This window comes from Hymenobacter baengnokdamensis (assembly GCF_008728635.1).
GTDB classification, from domain to species: Bacteria; Bacteroidota; Bacteroidia; order Cytophagales; family Hymenobacteraceae; genus Hymenobacter; species Hymenobacter baengnokdamensis.
Genome location: NZ_CP044285.1, coordinates 1,374,376 through 1,394,273 on the forward strand (window position 1 = coordinate 1,374,376; position 19,898 = coordinate 1,394,273).

The following is a 19,898-nucleotide window of genomic DNA, read 5'->3' on the forward strand; positions in this document are numbered from 1 at the left end:
GCCCGGCCTGACTACTAGCCTGCGTTTAGCGCTCAATGCGGAGCTGCTGGCGGCCTATCACGGTGCCTTTGCGCACCAGATGCACGAAGTAGAGACCGGCCGGCAGCTGCCGGGTGCTCAGGCGCAGCACGGCCTCGCCGTGGCTGGTTTGCTCGGCCCTGGGCTGGCCGTAAGCATCGAAGAGGCGGGCCGTGAGGGGCGCGGTCGCGGCGCTGGTCGTGGTGGCGGCCGTCAGGTGTACCTCCACGGCATCGGTAGCGGGGTTGGGGTAGAGGGCGGCAAAGTCGGCCCCGTCGTTGGTGCAGAAGCTCCCGTCGGGGCTGCGCGTGTAGTAGCTCTGGCTGAGCTGCTGGGTGAGGTCGGCGGCCCCGGCGCAGGAGGCCGGCGCGCTCACCTGCACTTGCAGGGTGTAGGCCTGGAAGGGCAGGCCCGAGACGGTAATCTGGCTCGTGCCCTGGCCCGAGTCGATGGTGCCCTGGCTCACCTGCCAGGTGTAGGGGCCCTGGGTGCCCTGGCTGGCGCTGATGCTGAACACGGCGCTGGTGGGGGCGCACGTAGCCGCTGGGGTACTGCCGTCGTTGAGGGTGAGGTAGCCCTGGGTCAGGCAGGCCTGGCAGGCCAGGCCGGTCAGGTTCAGGGCGGGGTTGGCAAAAAAGTTGGCCTGCGGGCTCAGGCTCAGCTGCCCGGTGGGGCCGGTTACGAGGCTGGCCGGGTTCTCGATGCACACGTAGCCGCCGGCATCTACCACCAGCAGGCCGTTCAGGTTCAGGGTCGTGCCGGCGCGCAGCACCAGGGTAGCCCCGGCCGCGATGCGCAGCATCGAGCCCGGCCCGATGTCGAGGCGGCTGCCGGCCCTCAGGTCGAGCAGACTGTTGGCCGCCATGCCCAGCCGGGCCGGGTAGGTGCTGGTGTTGCCCACCAGCACCTGCCCGCCATTGTTCACCTGCACCACCGTGGCGCAGTTGGAGGTATACACCTCAAAGAGGCCGGCCGTAGGGCTTGTCTGGGTGGCCGTAGTGCCGCCGCTGGCGGGCAGGGCGGGGTTATTGAGGTAAAGCCGGCCGCCGCTGTTCACCTGCACCGAGGGCAGCAGGTGCCGGTAGGGGCTGCCGTAGTTGTAGGGGCCGGTAAGGGTGGCGGGCATCCGGTGCGCCGACTCGCGCAGCTCGTTCTGAATCCAGGTGCTGTTGTCGGTCGTGTACGAGGGGTTGCCTTGCGTCGAGGGCTGGCCGTTGGTTAGCTGAATGTGCGGCTCGTTGGTACCTCCTGCTGCAAAATAGGCATCAAAAGCGTATTTGGCTCGATTTGGAAGATTGCTAAGGGGAATCTCCTGTTGGACATTGTACGCCAGATTCGGTCGGTTAAACCCGCCGGCATCCTGAATATCGAGGGCGCTGATGGTAGCCATGAAGGTTTGGGAGGGAAACTCGGACACCAGGTCGCCGTCCGACTGCTGTTCGGCATCGGTCGAGGTGCTGCGGAAGGAGCCGGGGGCCTGGTCGAAGTAGCTCCAGGTAGGGTCGCAGTACGTGTAGCGGTAGTTATCGTGGAGCGTATAGGGCTTGTGGTAGCGAAACACCACGTTGTCGTGCCCCAGACTGCTGGTGCCCGGCAGGGCGTAGGCAAAGTTTGGTCCGGTCAGAAAGGTGCTAACCGCCTGGGACGTACTTAACAGCAGGATGCCGGGGTACATGCCGGCTTGCGGCACAGCCTGGCCACTACCGTTAGCAATGGCTACCTTTCGCAGCAGTGAGGGATAGCTGCCGGCCGAGGTTTGCCAGCTTTGCCACTGCTGGCGCAAAGTAGTAGCATCCTGGCTAAAGTGGAATAAGACCATCTGCTCGGTAGCTTCCCGCAACAGCTTATTTTGCACTACGTCTTCGGCGCTGCTGCTCCCAATCCAGATACCCTGCAGGCGGTCGAACATGTGCTGAATACCCAGCGAGATATTTGCTCCCCGGTGGGGCGAGTCGAATGATATCCAGAGCTTGCTGTTGTGGCACAGCCCCTGCTGCTCCATCCAGGCCAGGGCAAAGCGCGACACCTGGCCACCCATGCTGGCCCCTATCACCATCGTCTCCTCGGCGTCGGGGGTGCGGTTAGTCGATTGGTTTATCCACTGCAATAGTTCTACCAGTACCATGGCATTGTCCTGAATCAGGCTGGCTCCGTCCGAGAAGTCGAGGTAGATAATGTCATAGCCAGGGGCCTGGGAGCCATCGGGCAGCGCCTGCGAGGCCTGTAGCTGCGCGCGCAGGTCCGGAAATTTCTCCAGAGAAGGATAGTCCTTGTTGTAGTCCGTCACCTCGTTCCAGCCGGCTGCCCCGTTGCGAAAGCCACCGGCCGACAGCGGGTACGTAGTAAACTGGCTGAGCGGAATAGGCCCGGTCTGCGCAATAGGCTGGTTACCCGCGAAGTGATGGCCATTGCGGTAGCTGTCGAAGTCAATACCTTCCACAAATACCAGCGGGCGGCGCAGCTTGCCGCTGGTGTTGCCGGCTGCGTATTTTATCCAGGCAATGGCTGTGGCGCGGGTGCCAGTATTGTCCAGGAAGTGAACGCCGTGATTGGAAACATACCCCGGCCAGGCACGCTGCGCTACCAGGCCCAGCGCCAGGTCGGGCAGCAGGCTCGGAATATTGGGCGGTCCCCATATAAAGCTTCCGGCAGCGCTGGCGCTTGTAGTCGGGTTAGTTACCTGCAAGGGGCTTCCACTGGCCAGGGTGGGAGCCGGAATCTGAATGGGCGTTATGGGGTCAGCAGGGAAGATGCCGGTGTTAGTCCGCACCCGCTGCGGAGTGGTGTTAACCGGAGTATCAGTCGGAATCTGCACCTGTATCGTGCTGCCCATCGCAACGGTCCGGGCGCCCCACCCATCGCCAAAATCCAGAAGCACGGAGCTTGGAGCCGCCGTATTGCCCAGCCAGAACTCGGGCCCCACATACAGGCTGAAAGTACCGGTAGCAGTAGGGGTAGGCAGCGCGACGGAAAAGAACTGCCCGCTGGTATACGGGCTCCGGCTCATGTCGGGTCCGTCGAACACCCGGCCGTTTACCGAGTCGATGGTAATAAGATTATCCCGAGCGGCCGTGCCAGTCAGCTCATTATAGCTGTAGCTCAGCATCAGTAGCGGTAGGCCCCCTTGTTGGGTGCGCTGGGCTACGCGTTGGCGTAAGGAGGCCAGCGAAGTCAACTGCGTAGTGTCAAGCGCAGAGTGAAAAAACTGCCAGTACTGCTGCTCAAATGTGCTATAGGAAGCCACCGTGTCGCCTAGCCCGGCGTAGCGGTGCGGGTTACTAAGCTGAACCGTGCGGTTGAGCAGCACCCCGGTCGGAATACGGTCCGGGTTGAGGCCCGCCAGCGAAGCCCAAAGCTCCTTCCACGGGTTGCCCACGTCAGCATTCGGCAATTGCTGCGGGAGCGCCGCCTGGCCTGGCCCCAGCTGCGGGTAGTGCCCCCGCTCAGGGCTCCGATAAGTACGAGTAGCCACAATAATCTTTTTTTCATGCGTGGAAAAGGGGAAAAGAAAAGGTGAAAGGAAAAAGAGACAATTGGTCAGCAGCGCCCCGAACTGCCGCCGTTACTCCGGCCTCACCCGGTCGCAAACAGCGCAGGCGGCAGCCAGCTGAATTCAATGAGCCAAACCTACCATACGCCAGTGCTGCTGCCAACTAAATAGTTGTCGCAATCAGACTTTACTACGGTGTTTTTCTGCTCATAAAAATACTGATAATCAAAAAGATATACAGTTTATTTTCAGGCTTTGCAAATAAGTTAATTAATGCCAGTATTTGAATAAAAAAGCGATGACGCGCAAGCCGTAGACCAACCTGGGAGCTGCGCTGGCATCCGTGCTATTCATTGGCCGTTACAGCCGCGCGCCCACCACCACGGTTTTCTTATACTCGCGCCGCTCGCCGCCGGGTCTGAATAATTCAATAAATACTATATAATATCCGATGGCCGCCTTGCGGCCGCGCTCATCCAGGCCATCCCACTGCACGAAGCCGGCGGTGGGCAGGCTTTCGTTGCGCAGCAGCCGGCGCGTGAGCTGGCCCAGGGCATTATACACCGTTACGGAGCCCACGTAGCCGGGCTGGTCGAGCTGGTAGTTGAGGGTAGTAAAATCCTGCTGGCCATCGTCGTCGGGCGTAAACAGCTCGGGCACCAGGCTCAGCTCCTGGCCGTTGCCCACCGCATCCTGGGCCTGCGAGTTGGGGCGGCCGGGCGTGGCCGAGCCCGCCGCGCTGGCCGCCGAGTGAAAGTTGCCAGCCAGGCTCGGCCCGGCGGCCCGAATGCGCTCCAGCGACACGCCCACCTGGGAGCTTAGCAGGCTAAGGTGCTGGCTTTTAGCGTACTCATAATGGTCGAGCTCGGTGCCGCGCTGGTCGTACAGCGATATAGTGCTGGCGCTATTGTCCAGGGCCGGAAAGCCACTTACGGCCAGCAGCGCCGCCGCGTCGCTGCTCGTGGGGTACTGCGCTTGCAGAATATCGGGAGCAGAAGTGAGCGCCACCAGCTGGCCGGGGACCAGTATGTACGGGCTATTTGGGCTGATAACGGCCGTGCCAGTGCCGGCAGCCTTCTGGTTAGTAAGCTGATAGCCTTGCAGGTTGAGGTAGCACAGCGAGCGGTTGAGCAGCTCCACGAAATACACGCCGCCGGGCGCGTGGTTGAACAGCACCTCATTTACTACCACATCGCCAGGCTGGGCGGCCTCGGGCAGCGCCACGTTGGCAGCGCGGAGCGGCCCGCTGGCATTGCCGGCACAGTCGGTGGCGCGGGCTACGGTCACGGTCAGGGGCTGGCTGGGTTGCAGGGCGGGGCTCACGGCCAGGTCAACGGCCCGGAAATCGGGGCCGAGCGGCGCAGCGCGGCGCACAGCCGGTACCGTGCTGGCGCTGCCCTGCACGGCGTAGAGGGCTGGGTTGGCGGCCGCGACACTGTCCAGCTTCTCGCCAAAATACACCCGGATGGTGCTGGCGGTGAGGGCCACGGCGCGCAGCAGCGTGGGCGGCGTGCGGTCGGGGTTGGCGGTGGCTACGCTGTTGCGGCGGCCAGGCGTGCCGCCGCTGGCATCCTGGCTGGCCTGCCAGTTTTCGGCCCCGCCGCAGTAGTTGGCGGGGTCGAGCATTTCGAGGGTCCAGCCGCCGGCGGCCTTGCGCTGGTCGCGGTACCAGGTATCAGCGTAGGCTACTTCAAACAGGGTAGTGCCGTCGCGGCCGCGCAGCACCAGCTGGTCGCCGGCATTAGTGAGCGAGGGGAAGTTGGTCGGCCCATACACCTTGCCATAGGGCGCAAACTGCGCGGTGCGCGTGCTGCCGCACACCACGGCGTACTGGCCGGGCAGCAGCCGGGCGGTATCGGGCAGCACGGCGGCCGTGCTGCTGCCGGGCTTCAGCAGGCGCACCCCGCGCAGACTCAGTACTTTGCCGGGCGTATTATTATAAAGCTCCACAAACTCCGACGCGGGCAGGCCCACCACCGGCGTTTCGCGGGCCATTATCTCGGTAATGAGCAGCTCGCCCGGCTTGGGGGCCACTGGCACGCCCGCAAAAGTCGCCGCCAGCGGCCCCGCCGCGAGGTTGCCATACAAATCGGCTACCTGCTGCACTTCCAGCCGGTTAGTGCTGAAAAAATCTGTCATGAAAGTCAGCCGCACTACGGCCGGGTTGAGCGCCGATACCTGGGCCGTGGCCGGTACTGCGCCCGTAGCCAGCCGGTAGTGCGCCGGCTGGCTGGCGGCCGCAGAGTCTACGGCTTCGTTAAAAACCACGTCCACGGTGCGGGCATCCACGGCGACGGCCCGTACCAGCAGCGGCGGCGTGGTATCGGTCACAAAAAAATCGTCGAAGTAAAAATTCCGGCCATTGGCCGACGAGTACAGCAGCGACACGCCTACCGCGGCGCTGCGCTGATAGGTGTTGTCGGTGGCCGGCGAATTGGGCTCGGCCCCGAAGCTGCGGCCGCCGCTCAGGTCGCGGGCCAGCGTCCATTGCCCTTGCACCGAGCGGGTTACGCGCACCCGCACCAGGTTGTTGGTAGTGCTGAGGCTGCCGCTTTGCCCGTCGATAAGCGCCACGGCCGTGCGGGCCGAGTCTTTGCGAAACAGGCTGACCTTGCCCCCGGTGCCGCCCAGCCGCACGAAGTAGCCTTTGGTGGCCGGGCTCCGGAGGTCGGCCTGCGAGGCCAGCAGCCACACATCGGCCAGGTTGCCCGACGAGGTGACCAGCTTCAGATTGGCCCAGAATTCCCAGGTAGTGCCGATGCTGGCCTGGCACGGGGTCACGAGCTGGAGCTGGGTGCCCGTAACGGCCGGACCGTTGCTTTGCAGGGTCTGGCTGGTCACTATAAAGCTGCCCACGTCGCCGCTCCAGGCCGGGTTGTGGGTGAAATTGCCATCGGCAAACGTCTCGGCGAGCTGGGCCTGGCCGGCTTGCGGCAATAAGGTAAATAGGCTAAGTACTAGAGTGTAAAGCTGCTTCATTAAAAAATAGTCGAATTGAATTTTAGCGCCTAAGTAACGAATTTATTCCGACATTTGCCCGTTAGCGGCCGGCGCGCAGCTGCCCGACTAACGAGCTGATTAACTGCTACCCTCATGAAGATTGCTGTCGTGGGTGCCACCGGCCTGGTGGGCACCGAAATGCTGAAAGTGCTGGCCGAGCGCCGCTTTCCCGTAACCGAGCTGCTGCCGGTAGCTTCGGCCAAATCGGTGGGCCAGCTGGTTCATTTTCAAGGCAAAGACTACCCGGTGGTGAGCATGGAAGCGGCCATCGCGGCCCGGCCAGCCATTGCCATCTTCTCGGCCGGCGGCAGCGTGTCGCTGGAGTTTGCGCCCCGGTTTGCGGAGGTAGGTACCGTGGTGGTCGATAACTCTTCGGCCTGGCGCATGGACCCCACCAAGAAGCTCGTAGTGCCCGAAGTAAACGCGGCGGTGCTTACCCAGGAAGATAAAATTATTGCCAATCCCAACTGCTCAACTATTCAATTGGTAGTGGCGCTCAACGACTTGCACAAAAAATATAAGGTCGAGCGCATCGTCGTCAGCACCTATCAGAGTGTAACCGGCACCGGCAAAAAAGCCGTTGACCAGCTCCTGCAGGAGCGGGCGGGCGAGACCGTGACCAGCCCCGCCTACCCGCACGCCATCGACCTGAACGTGCTGCCCCATATCGACGTGTTTCAGCCCAACGGCTACACCAAAGAGGAGCTGAAAATGGTGAATGAGACGAAGAAAATCATGGGCGACGATAGTATCCGCGTCACCGCCACCTGCGTGCGCGTGCCCGTGATGGGCGGCCACTCCGAGTCGGTGAATATAGAGTTTGCGCAGGATTTCGACCTCGCCGAAGTGCGCGATATCCTGGGTCGCACTGCGGGCGTGGAGGTGGTAGACGACCCCGCGCAAAACGTGTACCCCATGCCCAAAGACAGCCACGGCCGCGACGCCGTGCTGGTGGGCCGCCTGCGCCGCGACGAAACCCAGCCCAACACTCTCAATATGTGGGTGGTAGCTGACAACCTCCGCAAAGGGGCCGCCACCAACGCCGTGCAGATTGCCGAGTACCTGGTGGCCAAAGGGCTGGTGTAGCGCATTGCCTGAATTAGTAGCCCAAGCCGCCCTGCCACACTTGCGCAGCCGGGCGGCTTGCTTCTGAAAATCGGTTGAGCAGGTAAGCCAGTATTTATATAATAATATTATAAAAGTTTGCATTGTAATGTTATTATATAAATACCAGGGCAATAACCTCCGCGCATTGTTTTGATTATCTTTGCAATGAGTAATACCGCCGTTTGCGCAATTATTGCAGAAGGGACGTAGTATGCTTCTTTATTTCTTCATCTTCTGCATGGTGCCTCTTTACAATTACGCCCAACTGGCAGCCCGGAGCCTGTCTACTTTTAGAACCCGCTTCGTCCTGGGTGCCAGCCTGTGGCTGCTTGCCTGGGCTGGCGCACTTCCCGGCGCGGCTATCGCAAGGGTGGAGGCCAGCGTGCCCACCGTCCTCCCTGCCCTTGCGGCAGCCGCGCACCCGGCCCGCCTGACCGCCAGTGCCGGGCCGCTGACACTGGTAGGGAGTAGTACGACTGCTACTACCAGCCCGGTGAGCAGCAATAGCCCGACCAGTGTGGCGGTTGTCGGTAATTATGCTTATGTGCTTAACAGTAAGGGTGGTACTAATGGGGGTGCCATCCTGGCTTTCGATATCAGTACTCCGGCCGCACCGGCGCTGGCATCCGTTACGGCTTTACCAGATAACACCTACCCACACTACCTGGCGGCGGCCGGCAACCTGGTTACGGTATTAAACCTGAACGAGCAGTACGGACGCAATGGCGTGCAGGTATCGACTTTGGCAACGTATGATGCCACTACACCAACTACCGCGCTGCCGCAGCTAAGCAGCATTAACATTCCGGGTAATAATGTGGCGGGGTTGGGGATGACGGGTACTACGGCCTACACCCTGAGCGATAACTTCGGCGGTGGCGCCGGGACGGTAGCCGTGGTAGACCTGAGCGCCCCGGCCAGCCCCGTGCTCAGGCAAAATTCGAGTACCGGACACTACACCCCCACTGCCTTTGCCGTGAATGGGAGTGTCGCCCTCGCAGCCAGCAGCAGCTACGCGCCGGTAAACGTGATGACCCTGACGCCAACCACGGCCCCCAAGCGTGGGGAAGTATTGGTTGGCACAGATATTTATCCGAACAGCAACCGGGCGGTTGCCGTGGGCAGCACGCTGGGCGCAGTGCTGAACTTCAATACGCCATCGGCTCCCCTGCTCCAGGTACTCAATATCAGTAGCCCGACGCCCGTGCTGAAAGGAAGCCTGACGCTGGATGCCTCGGCCGGGGTGCTGACGATGGTAGACGACCACTTCGGCTACGTTCTCAACCAAGGTTCGGTCAACACGCTTCAGGTGCTGGATTTCAGCAATCCCAACGCGCCGTTTTCGGTGGGTAGCATCAGCACGAGCGCCACGCCGGCGGGCCTTACTGTCGTCGGCAGCTATGCTTACGTGACGTGTAACGACAATACCCTGCGCATCTTTAAGCTGGCGCTGGCCCCGGCCCTTACCGCCATCAGCCCCGGCGCCGAGCTGCCGGGCGCTACCATAACGCTCACCGGCACCAACTTCGCGGCTACTAGCAGCGTGTCGTTTGGGGGGGTGGCGGCCACCAACGTGGTCTTCAACTCCAGCACTTCGCTCACGGTAACCGTGCCGGGTAGTCTGGCCGCGGGTAGCAGCAGCGTAGTCGTTGGGACAAGTAGCGGCGTAAGCGCGAGTGCGCCGGCTTTTACGGTGCTGAATGTGTATACCCCCAGCTTGCTGGCTACCTGCGCATCGGTAGTACCCGCCACGGCCAGTACCAACGATGGGCAGTGGCATTATCTGCTTACCGCTTCGGGGGAGGTAGTGCTGGCCTACAGCTATACCGGCGCTTCGCTCGGCAACCTGGCCGTCGATATGCTGGCTGCTGACCCAGCCGCGCCCGTACGCCAGGATGCCAAGGGCCGCAAGTATCTGGACCGCAACTTTCACCTCACGGCCAGTGGCGGGCGCTTCGATGGCCGCACGGTAGCGCTGCGATTCTTCGGGCTGAACAGTGAGTTTGCCCGTTTGCAGGCTGCCGACCCCACCGTAACGCTGGCGAGCCTTCATGCCACCCAATACAGCGGCCCCAATGAAGATTGTGACCTGAGCAATAATAGCGCCACGGGTGAGTTCCGGGCCCTGTCCGCTCCGGCGAGCATCCCCAGCGGAGCCCCCTGGTTTGTGGCCAACGTAACAGTAGCCGACCATTTTTCCGAGTTTTACCTGACTGGCAGCAGCTCCCCGCTTCCTGTGGAGCTGGTCAGCTTTACGGCTACCATCCAACGTGCTGCCACCGTGCAGCTAAGCTGGACAACGGCTACCGAGCTGAACAATGACTATTTTGTGGTGGAACGCAGCCGCGACGGCCAGCTATTCAGCCAGATTGGGCAGGTAGCTGGTGCCGGCAGCAGTGCCTTGCCCCATACCTACGCCCTGACCGATGCCGCCTTGCCTGCCGGTAGCCCCGTGGTCTATTATCGGCTGCGGCAGGTAGATATCGGGGGGCGCGTGGCTTATTCACCGGTGCGGGCCGTCGAGCCAGGCTTCTGGCCGGGCGGGCTGCAAGTATCACCAAACCCCGCAGCCGCGCAGCTTACCGTTACCGGCATCGCAGCGCAGGCCGCAGTTGAGGTCTATAACGTGACGGGCCAGCTCGTGCAGCGCGCATCGGCCGATGCCAGCGGCACCGGCCAGGTGTCGCTGCCGGCCGGCTTGCCGGCCGGCGTGTACCTGGTGCGCAGCGGCACGCAGGCTCAGCGAATAGTGGTAGAGTAAGCTGGGATATTTTTGCATACTGCCCGCCATCACGCATGCGTAGAGCAGGGAGTATCTACAACGCCTTCATTCGCGGCGCGCCAGGCTGCGCGTACACCGAGGCCAGGGGAAGCTGTTTGCTTGCTGCCGTAGCCCGCCGTCCCGCCTAAGGCGGAATCCGGGTCCAGTGTACGGATTTTGTTTTTGCGTTCGCTCACGAGCCCCTACGCTGCTTGATGCGCGGAATGAAAAGAAGAGGGGAAGCCAGTCTGGTAAAATATGTGCACTGGCCCCGAATCTGCGCTAAGGCGCAGTAATAGCGCTCATGCAAATTGGCCCGTGAGCTGGCCACCTACGCTTAGCCTGGGGCCGCCCAGCGTTCGGCACCGACTGCGCGAGTAGGCGCGGCTCATGCCGGGTATGGCCATGCCGGGCACTCCGCTCATAGCCATGCCGGCCATGTGGTGCGCGTAGCTGGTATTGGTGGTGGAGCTGGCTAGGAGCACTGTGGCGCGGCGGGCGGCACGGCGTTGGCCGTGGGGTATGCTGGGCCAGGGCTGGCGCCTCTGCCGCTAAGTAAGCAGCTTTTCTCCTCTGAGTGCGCGTAATCAACTACGCATTATAACGGCAAAGCCCTGCCCGTAGCAGCCTGCCCACCCGGCAAGGTTTAGGGCAGAAGGGGCCCTCAATTCGGGCGTACACCCGGCTAGCCCCGGATTTTGCACGTGCCAGGCCCGTACCTTATACTACCATCGGGCTAGCCTGCGTCGTACAACAGACACGCGCTGACCACGAAGGCCAGCGGCTACTTACCCCACTGTTTTATGAAAAACGCTCCTGCCGATTACCGCTCCCTGCTCGATGCCCTGGCCCGCTGCGTAGCTGCCTGCGAATACTGTGCCGATGCCTGCCTGGGCGAAGATAACATTCAGGTGATGGTGCCTTGCATCCGTACCGACCGCGACTGCGCCGATATCTGCCGGCTCACGGCCGCTTTTATCGCCCGCAATTCGCCCCACGCCCCGCACATTATCAAGGAGTGCATCGAGCTTTGCCAGAAGTGCCACGATGAGTGCGCCAAGCACCAGCACAGCCACTGCCAGCAGTGCGCCCAGGCCTGCCAGGAGTGCCTGGAAGCTTGCCGCGCCTACGCAGCCTAGCGCCTGTCTCCATCAAAGCTGTCACCTACCAAAAAGGCCCTGCTTGTGCAAGCAAGGCCTTTTTGGTAGTGCATGCACAAGCCTACCCTAGCGCATCCATCGACAGGCGCTCGGGCTGGAGCATGCGGCGGAACTCGCTTACCGAGCGGCCGGTCACCTGCCGGAACTGGTTGCTCAGGTGCTGGCCCGAGCTGTAGCGCAGCTGGTCGGCAATCTGCACCAGCGTCATTTCGCCGTAGCTGAGCAGCTCCTTCACGCGCTCTATCTTCATGCGAATGAGGTACTTCTCGATAGTCAGGTTGGCCGTGCGCGAGAATACCTTGCTCAGATGCGAGTAGGTGGTAGCAAAGCGGTCGGCCAGAAAGGCTGACGTGGTGAGGGGCGCCGGCGCGGTGCGCAGGTGCTCCAGGTACTCCTGCAACACAGCTTTGATTTGCTCGGTCAGCTGCTCGGCCCGGTCGAGCAGCACGTCGAAGCCCGCTTCGCGCAGCAGCGGGGCTACCACGCGGGGGTCGACGGGGGTGCTGGGCGCTAGCTGGGCGCGGCCAAGCGTGACATCGGTGGGCTCGTAGCCGGCCTTAACCAGCAGACTCTGAACCGCCTCAACGCAACGCGGGCAAACCATGTTTTTGATGTGCAGCAGGGTGGTTTTCACGGAATAGAATTAGGGTAAAGTGGTAGAAGTGCGTGGTGCCGACGGCCGACGAGCCGGCAGACTGGTCCGACGCGCCGGGGGTGGGGTAGGGCCGCCCGACCAGCCTTTGCCAAACCAGTGCGTAGTAGCCCAGCCTATAAACGGAATTATGGCCAGAAAAGTAATGGCTAACAGGCAAAATCCCAGAAAAAAGGCTGCACCAAGCCGCCCAAAAAAACGGTCGCTTACTCCGAATAAGTACCCTATCAGGCTGCTGCTCAATACAAAGCTGATAGCCGCCAGGATGCCTACCCGCCGCCAGTTATAGGCACCCAGGCGGCGGCGCAGGCGTTGAGACAGCGGTAGGGGAGCAGGAGCGGAGCGGGCCATGAGGCCACAAATTTATTACGGCGGTCGCTAGTATCGCGTGGGCACCTGCCGCGAGTCCGGTTTTTATGGGGGGCCGGGGCCCAAATGACGGTGTATTTTAACTCAGGTGTTACCTTAGCGCGCCACTTTTCCTCACTGCCGGCTGCTTGCTGAGCAGCCAACCTAGTATTTAAGACTTTATGAATAGCCGCACTTATCGCCTTTTGGGTTTGGCCCTGGCCTGTTCCTCGTTGCTTAGCGCTTGTAGCGATAAGGCCAAACCGGGGTCTGTCAATGTCGAGATGGGGTCCGTTAAAGGAGAGTATGCCAGTCCGCACCAGGGCACGCCCAATGGCGACTCGCTCGCGGCCGGCCTCAGCCGCGATACCACGCATTACCCCACTGGTAAGCAGCTCTATAAGGAGTCGGGCCGCTCGACCGACCGCAACCGCGACGGAGTGGCAGATTAACATGCCCCTTGACTGCCGCCTAAGCAAAAGCGGGTCGCCCCGGTGGGGCGACCCGCTTTTGCTTAGACTGCCGGCTAAGCTGGGTTAATTAAATACGAAGCCGTTGGGACCCACCTTCACCTCAAACGAGTCGATGGGTGCGCCGCCGGCGGCCGGGTAGCGCAGAAAGCGGCCGTTGGTGGTATAGCCCGTTGAGATAGCGCCGAAAATAGTGTTATCGCGGGGGTCGATGCCAAAGCCGTTGAAATTACGCCGGATGAAGGGCGTGGCGGGCAAGGCTGTGGCGGTGGTGCTTAGCTGGTACTCAGCTCCGTTGTAGCTGTAGTAGAGCTGGGTTTTGTCGGGGCTGATGCGCAGCTGGGCCGGGCCGCTGCTGGCAAAGGGCAGCGTTAGCTGCGCCGTGGTGCTGCCCGGTGCGAAGCGCACCAGCGCGGCCGGTGGCGTACTGCTGGCCCCGTAGGGCTGCGAGCACAGGGCCCAGAGGTTGCCGGCCTGGTCGGCTACCACCGTTTTCGGTCCGGCTGTGAGGGTCACAGTTGAGGTTACTTTGTTGGTTGTTGCGTCGATAACCGATACGGTATTGTCGTAGCTGTTAGGCACATAGAGCAGGCCGTTGAGGGCAAGCAGCCGCTCGGGGCAGCGGCCCACCGTAATGCTGTCGATAACCGTGTTGCTGGTCAGGTCGAGCACCATCACCTTGCCGGGCAGGTAGCCGGTGTAGGGGCCGCGCCACGAGCTAACGTAGCCCCGCGTGGCCGAAGTAGCGGCGAAATATCGTGGCTGCCGAATATTGCGCAGCGTGGCTACGGACTTAAAATCGGGCAGGCTCACGACCTCTACTTTGTTGGAGGCATTCACGCAGATGTAGCCGCGCTGGCCCACGATACCCATATCCTGCACCACGTCGCCAAGCTTGGCCCCGCCGTTGGCACTGGCGAAAGCATCGACGGCCAGGGTTTTGGTCGATTTGTCGAACGCACTGACTGCTCCGTCGCCTTTCTGGAACTGGCCTTCACTAAGAATATACACGCCGGTAGTAGCCGGCACGGCGGGGGTGGGGTTGCTTTTGGGGTCGCAGCCCGCCAGCGCAAGGCCACCAAGCAAAAGCACGAGCAAAGATTTTTTCATAAAAAAAAGTGCCGGAAGTAATCGGCCAGAAAAAGTAAGGAATTGATAATCAGTGATAATTAAGCCGTAGCGATACCGTGCAGGCCCGCGGCGGCGCGGGCCGCGCCGGGTAGCTCTCGTAGCTATGGTTGAGTAGGTTGGTGCCTTGCAGCAGCAGCGTGAGGCTGGTGCGGCCAGGCAGCGCCATGCTGCGGCCCAGCGTAGCGCTAAGCAGCCCTACTGCCGGCAGAAAGCCGTCGCCCGAGGCATCGGTGTACACGTAGCTGGTGAAGGTGTAGGCCGCGCTGGCCAGCCAGCCGCGCCACTGGTGGTCGGTGGTGAGCGTGGCCCGGTGCAGCGGCACATAGGCCAGCTGAATGCCGGTGGGGTCGGTGTCGGCGGCTACGTCCTGGGTTTTCTGGGTTTGGGTAAAGCTGTAAGCCAGCCGGCCGGCTGCCCGGTAGCGGCCCCGGCGCAGCCGCAGCGCCGTGCTGGCTTCGAGGCCCTGGCTGCGCACCTGGCGCAGGTTGCGCGGCGAATAAGTGCCGCCCGGCCCCAGCGGCAGCCACTGCACCCAATTATCAACGAGCTGGTGAAAAGCCGTCAGCTCGGTTTCGAGCGCCAGTGCCGGGGCCAGCCGCGCCCGGTGGCGCAGGCCCAGCTCGTAGCCCATGCCCGATTCCGGGCGCAAATCGGGGTTGCCGCCCGGCTGCCAGTAGCGCTCGTTGAGCGTAGGGGCGCGGTAGGTGCGCGAGGCGCTGGCTTTCAGGGTGAGGCCCGGCCGGGTGGCGGCCAGTGAGTCGGTGGCGGCTGCCTGGTAGAGGTCCCACTCGGCGCCCACGGTAGGCGCGAGCGGAGCCAGCCCGGCCGGCAGCGCCGCCTGGCGCAGGTTGGCCGATAAGCGCAGCGCCGGGCGCGGGTCGTAGCGCAGCAGCGCGAAAGCGGCGGCCCGGTTTTCGGTTATCGGCTCGGGGCCGTAGCCATCGGCCACGGCCGCAAAGTGCTGCGCCTCCAGGCCCAGGCGCAGGCTGGCCCGCGGGCCCAGCGGGGCCGTGTACTCCGCCTGGCTTTGGGTGGTGCGCACCCGCGAGTTGCTGACCGCCCCCTGGTCGGAGTAATTGATAATATCCTCAAACCATGCGCCGCGCACGCTCCACTGGCCACCACCCGTGGTAGCCCGCCGGTAGCCCAGCACCAGGCGGTGGCTTTGGTCGAGCTCACGGGCATTAGAGCCCGCTACTCCGGTGCCCTGCTGAATCTCGCGGTCGGTATCGGTCAGCCACACGGTCGCGGTCAGCTCGCCGGCTGCGCCCACGCGCCAGGCCAGGTCGGGGCTGAAGCTCCATTGGTGCCGCAGGGCCGCGTTTTGCATGGTGTAGCGCACCAGTCCGGCGGGCTCGCGCAGCAGGTAGGGGTAGTTATTATCGGCGTGGCGGTAGCTGGCCGCTACGCGCACCGCCACCCCTGCGCTGGCCGTGCGGGCTTCCAGGCTACCGCCATGCAGGCCAAAGCTGCCCGCATCGGCCTGCACGCTGCCCCGCAGGCCGGGCCGCCAGTCGGGGTCAGTGCGCAGCAGGATGGCCCCGCCCACCGCGCCGCTGCCGTAGAGCGCTGCCGCCGGGCCGGCCTGCACCGCCAGCTGGGTAGTGCCGCTGACGGGCAGCAGCGCCAAATCGTTTTGCCCCAGCGTGGGCAGCGTAATATTCAAGCCATTCCAGAGCACGGCCGTGTGCTGGGCCGATGTGCCGCGCAGCGAGATGGCTGCCAGCTGCCCCGGCCCGTAATTCTTGATATACAGCCCTTCGCGTGCGCCCAGCACGTCGGCCGCTGTGCCGCCCCTGTACTGCGCCAGCACCGCCGAATCAACCTCCAGGCGCCGGCTGCCCACGGCAAAGCGCTCGGGCCGCACGCCGCGTACCTGCGCCTCGGGCAGCCGGTGCCGCCGCGTGGTAAGGGTGTCGGCCCGCGGGGCGGTCTGGCAGTAAGCGGTGCTGGCGTTGGCCGCCAGCGCTACCAGCGCGCACGCCTGCCACCGGCACCGCCCACCAGGGCTACTGGCAGAAAGAAAGTTAAAAATTAACACGAACTAAATTTTCAGCTGAAAATTCAGTCCAAAACCCTGTCGAAACTTTGGGCCGAAGCCAAAAACCACGCCGGGGCTGAGGCCGAAAGCCGTTGCGCCGCGCGGCTCCCCAGGGGCCGCGCCGAGCAGTCGCTCTCTGTCTCCGCTCGTCCTCCGCGAGCGCTGAACCTGTGAGTGCCCTGGCAGGTCTCCTGGCTTGCGCTGCCGGGTGGGCGGCCTTCCCGCTGCGCTGATTATCAACTTGATAACCAACGCCGGCAGTGGCTTGGGGTGCCCACCCCGATGTAGCGCGTACAGTTGCGGGGACAGCTCCGGCATCGAACCGGATTCCCTTTTCAACCTCGCTCCGTGGGTAGGAGTCTGGTCACCGTGGCGGGGCAAAGATAAGTGCTTTGCACCCGGAAAGTGCGTGGGGCTGGCCGGGCTGCCGCCGGGCTGGTGGCGTTTTGCGTACATACCCAGGCTTCGCAGCGTCTTTTCTTCGGCAGCCCAGCCGGCGCTTTACCGGCCCACTCTTGGTACTTCCCCGCACTTTTTATCAGCGCCCCGATGTGCTCAGCATTGCCCGTGAGCTGCTGGGCAAACACCTTTGCACCCGCATCGACGGCGAGCTGACTACCGGCCGCATCGTCGAAACGGAGGCCTACCGGCACGAGGGCGACCCGTCGCTTACGCTGCACCTGCAGCGCAAGCGCAAGCAGGCACTGGCATTGTATCAGCCTGGCGGCCAGGCGTATTTATACAATGTATATCGCATTCATGCGCTATTTAATATCACCACCCACGACGCCGCGCACCCCGACGCGGTGCTTATCCGGGCCATTGAGCCGCTCACCGGAATCGACGTAATGCTGCGCCGCCGGGGGCTGGCCCGGCCGGCCCGCAATCTTACCGCTGGCCCGGCGCTGCTCAGCCAGGCGCTGGGCCTCACGCCCGCCCTGAACGGCGAACCCCTCAGCGGCCCTCTGCTTTGGATAGAAGACGCGGGTATACTATATGAAAAAGAAGCTATTATAGCCAGCTCCCGCGTGGGGCTGGAGTATGCCGGCCCCGAAGCCGTGGCGCTGCCCTGGCGCTTTCGCCTGAAAGACAGTAAGTGGACCAGTCCGGCCAGGTGAGCTTCTGCTACTCAAAGTGCGCCCCTTACGCGCCTAAAAGGTGGTGCCGCTCGTCTTTCACCGCGTTGTGTACGTCCCAGCTTACTTCGTGCTCGAAGGCGTGGTGGCGCACCGGGCAGTCGGGCATGTGGCACAGCGAGCAGGCGGCAAAGGAGCACGGGTCGGCATGCACAAACATCTCTACTTCGACTGCCGCAAAGCGGGCCCGAATCAGCTCCTCAATCTCGTGCAGCTCGCGGTGAATATGCTCCAGCGAGTAGTAATAAGGCATCTGCATGTGGCAGTCGATGTGCAGGTTGGCGCCGTAGCGCTGCACGCGCAGGTTGTGGACATCTATCCAGCAGGGGCGGCGCAGGCGCTGCAGCTCGGCAATAACTTCGGCCACGGTGGCAATGTCGCTTTCGTCCATCAGGCCGCCCACGGCGCTGCGCAGCATTTTATAGCCGTTGAACAGAATGAAGCCGCCCAGCCCCAGCGCCGCGCCGGCATCGAAGCGAATAATGCCGGTAAAATGCACCAGCACCAGCGCCGCCGACGAAACGATGCTCGTGAGCGCGTCGACGTACAGGTGCTGGCCATCGCCCACCAGGGCTACCGACTGCACGCGCCGGCCGGCCCGTATCAGCCACAAACCCAGGCCGAAGTTGACAAGCGAAGTGCTGGCCAGCAGCGCCACGCCCCAGTCGGGCCGCGCCACGGGGTGAGGATGCAGCAAGCCCAGGCCAGCGCTATAGAGAATAAATGCGCCGGCAATAAAAATCAGCGCTCCTTCAAACCCAATCGATAAATACTCTACCTTGCCGTGGCCGTAAGGATGATTCTCATCCTTGGGCAAGTCGGCCAGGTAGAGGCTGTAAAGCGCAAAGCCACTGGTAAATACGTTGATAATACTCTCCAGCGCATCCGTCAGCACCACCTGCGAGTGGGTGAGGCGGTAGGCGTAAAACTTGGTAAGTACCAGCACCACGCTCACCGCGAGCGAGAGCAGGCCCAGGCGGCGCTTGAGGCCAGGAGATGCGGACATAAAAAGCAGAGTTGGGGGCAACAGCCGCCGTAAAGGTCGGCACGCCCATGCAGAGTAGCCCGGTGCATGGCCTCCGGCACCACAGCCCGGCAGCAACTTTTTAGGCGGGAAACAGTATTTAGATTGGTTTAAAAATATTTTTAGACTAGCCTAAAAATGGTTTTTAGCTTTGTTTAACTCTTCGAATTACCACGCGTTGTTACCCGTCGATATTTCCGTTAGCACGCCAGCCGGCCCGGCCCGGCCCGAGCCCGGCTGGCGCCACGCCCGCAGCAGCAACTCGTTGAGTGAGGTACATGCCAGCATCGTAATGCCGGGCGCCGGGGCTACTTTCTGGCAGCGGTTTCGGGCCTATTGGGGGCCAGGGCTGCTGGTAGCAGTGGGCTACATGGACCCCGGCAACTGGGCTACCGACCTGGCCGGCGGGGCCCGGTTTGGCTACACGCTGCTGAGCGTAGTGTTGGTTTCCAACCTGTTTGCCATGCTCTTGCAGCACCTGGCGGCCAAGCTGGGCATCGTAACCGGCCGCGACCTGGCCCAGGCCTGCCGCGACCACTATTCCAGGCCCGTTGCCATCAGCCTGTGGGTGCTGTGCGAAATCGCCATCGCCGCCTGCGACCTGGCCGAGGTTATCGGCTCAGCCATTGCGCTCAACCTGCTCTTTGGCCTGCCGCTGCCCTGGGGCGTGGCCTTTACTACGCTCGACGTGCTACTGGTCTTATTACTGCAAAACAAAGGCTTCAAGGTAATTGAAAGCCTGGTGGCCGGGCTTATCTTTTTAATATTCGTCTGCTTTCTCTACGAGATACTCGCCTCGCATCCCAATTGGCTGGGCCTGGCCCGTGGCCTGGTGCCGCAGCGCGCAGTCGTCACCAACCCGGCCATGCTCTACGTAGCCATCGGCATTCTGGGAGCCACCGTGATGCCGCACAACCTGTACCTGCACAGCAGCATTGTGCAGGTGCGCCAGATTGAGCCCACCGAGGCTGGCAAGCGCCAGGCCATCCGGTTTGCGACCATCGACTCGACGGTGGCGCTGTTTCTGGCGTTTTTTGTCAATGCGGCTATTCTGGTGACGGCCGCCGCGGCATTTCATGGCAAAGGTCACGAAGACGTGGCCGACATTGCCGATGCCCACAAGCTGCTGACCCCGGTGCTCGGGGCAGGGGCGGCCAGCGTCGTGTTTGCCATTGCCCTGCTGGCCTCGGGCCAAAGCTCCACGCTCACCGGCACCCTGGCCGGTCAGATTGTGATGGAAGGCTTTCTGAACCTGCGGCTTAAGCCCTGGGTGCGGCGGCTCATTACGCGGCTGGTGGCGGTGGTGCCGGCGCTGGTGGTGGCCGTGCTCTACGGCGAAAAAGGCACCGGCCAGCTGCTGATTTTCAGCCAGGTAGTGCTATCGCTGCAACTCTCGTTTGCGGTGGTGCCGCTGGTGCTCTTCACGAGCGACAAGCTCAAGATGGGCGTATTTGTGAACAAGCCCTGGGTGCGCCTGCTGGCCTGGGCGGTAGCCGGGTTGATTATCGGGCTGAATATTTTTCTGCTTTGGCAAACGGTGGCCGGGTAAAAACCTTTGGC

The 19,898-nt window shown here is 62.5% G+C and carries 13 protein-coding genes and 1 riboswitch; of the genes, 6 read left to right on the plus strand and 7 right to left on the minus strand.

What is annotated here, in order from left to right; genetic code table 11:
- Nucleotides 1–25 precede the first annotated feature (25 nt).
- Together F6X24_RS05840 and F6X24_RS05845 are read right to left on the minus strand one after the other, a co-directional pair.
- Entirely contained in the window at nucleotides 26–3,490 is a 3,465-nt protein-coding gene (locus tag F6X24_RS05840; RefSeq protein WP_151087118.1) for a T9SS type A sorting domain-containing protein, read from the minus strand.
- Between the two features lie 378 nt (nucleotides 3,491–3,868).
- Nucleotides 3,869–6,487 (minus strand): lamin tail domain-containing protein, encoded by a 2,619-nt coding sequence (locus tag F6X24_RS05845; protein ID WP_151087119.1) that lies wholly within the window; start codon nucleotides 6,485–6,487, stop codon nucleotides 3,869–3,871.
- Between the two features lie 114 nt (nucleotides 6,488–6,601).
- On the opposite strand from F6X24_RS05845, the gene F6X24_RS05850 reads away from it, so the two are divergent.
- From F6X24_RS05850 to F6X24_RS05860, 3 genes are all read left to right on the plus strand, one after another.
- Complete coding sequence (locus F6X24_RS05850) at nucleotides 6,602–7,594, plus strand: aspartate-semialdehyde dehydrogenase (protein WP_151087120.1); 993 nt, start codon at nucleotides 6,602–6,604, stop codon at nucleotides 7,592–7,594.
- A gap of 259 nt (nucleotides 7,595–7,853) precedes the next feature.
- Entirely contained in the window at nucleotides 7,854–10,376 is a 2,523-nt protein-coding gene (locus F6X24_RS05855; protein ID WP_191906476.1) for an IPT/TIG domain-containing protein, read from the plus strand.
- A gap of 803 nt (nucleotides 10,377–11,179) precedes the next feature.
- Nucleotides 11,180–11,515, plus strand: coding sequence for a four-helix bundle copper-binding protein (locus F6X24_RS05860; RefSeq protein ID WP_151087122.1), 336 nt, complete (start codon nucleotides 11,180–11,182; stop codon nucleotides 11,513–11,515).
- Nucleotides 11,516–11,597: 82 nt separating this feature from the next.
- On the opposite strand, the gene F6X24_RS05865 is transcribed toward F6X24_RS05860, so the two are convergent.
- Both F6X24_RS05865 and F6X24_RS05870 read right to left on the minus strand, forming a co-directional pair.
- A complete protein-coding gene (locus tag F6X24_RS05865) occupies nucleotides 11,598–12,170 on the minus strand; it encodes a helix-turn-helix domain-containing protein (protein ID WP_151087123.1) in 573 nt (190 codons plus the stop codon).
- A gap of 9 nt (nucleotides 12,171–12,179) precedes the next feature.
- The gene (locus F6X24_RS05870) at nucleotides 12,180–12,539 is read right to left on the minus strand and encodes a hypothetical protein (RefSeq protein ID WP_151087124.1); all 360 of its coding nucleotides are present in this window, start codon (nucleotides 12,537–12,539) and stop codon (nucleotides 12,180–12,182) included.
- Nucleotides 12,540–12,820: 281 nt separating this feature from the next.
- Between F6X24_RS05870 and F6X24_RS18905 the strand changes: the two genes are divergently transcribed.
- Nucleotides 12,821–12,988, plus strand: coding sequence for a hypothetical protein (locus F6X24_RS18905; RefSeq protein WP_173246066.1), 168 nt, complete (start codon nucleotides 12,821–12,823; stop codon nucleotides 12,986–12,988).
- A gap of 84 nt (nucleotides 12,989–13,072) precedes the next feature.
- Here F6X24_RS18905 and F6X24_RS05875 read toward each other — a convergent pair whose 3' ends face one another.
- The gene (locus F6X24_RS05875; protein WP_151087125.1) at nucleotides 13,073–14,116 is read right to left on the minus strand and encodes a YncE family protein; all 1,044 of its coding nucleotides are present in this window, start codon (nucleotides 14,114–14,116) and stop codon (nucleotides 13,073–13,075) included.
- A gap of 49 nt (nucleotides 14,117–14,165) precedes the next feature.
- On the minus strand, nucleotides 14,166–16,178 hold the full coding sequence (locus tag F6X24_RS05880) for a TonB-dependent receptor (RefSeq protein WP_151087126.1): 2,013 nt from the start codon (nucleotides 16,176–16,178) through the stop codon (nucleotides 14,166–14,168).
- A gap of 164 nt (nucleotides 16,179–16,342) precedes the next feature.
- Nucleotides 16,343–16,565, minus strand: a riboswitch (cobalamin riboswitch).
- A gap of 128 nt (nucleotides 16,566–16,693) precedes the next feature.
- Here F6X24_RS05880 and F6X24_RS05885 point away from each other — a divergent pair.
- Nucleotides 16,694–17,296 (plus strand): DNA-3-methyladenine glycosylase, encoded by a 603-nt coding sequence (locus F6X24_RS05885; RefSeq protein WP_151087127.1) that lies wholly within the window; start codon nucleotides 16,694–16,696, stop codon nucleotides 17,294–17,296.
- Nucleotides 17,297–17,321: 25 nt separating this feature from the next.
- Here F6X24_RS05885 and F6X24_RS05890 read toward each other — a convergent pair whose 3' ends face one another.
- Complete coding sequence (locus F6X24_RS05890; protein ID WP_151087128.1) at nucleotides 17,322–18,320, minus strand: cation diffusion facilitator family transporter; 999 nt, start codon at nucleotides 18,318–18,320, stop codon at nucleotides 17,322–17,324.
- A gap of 310 nt (nucleotides 18,321–18,630) precedes the next feature.
- Between F6X24_RS05890 and F6X24_RS05895 the strand changes: the two genes are divergently transcribed.
- Complete coding sequence (locus F6X24_RS05895) at nucleotides 18,631–19,887, plus strand: Nramp family divalent metal transporter (RefSeq protein ID WP_229725490.1); 1,257 nt, start codon at nucleotides 18,631–18,633, stop codon at nucleotides 19,885–19,887.
- The last annotated feature ends 11 nt before the right edge of the window (nucleotides 19,888–19,898 follow it).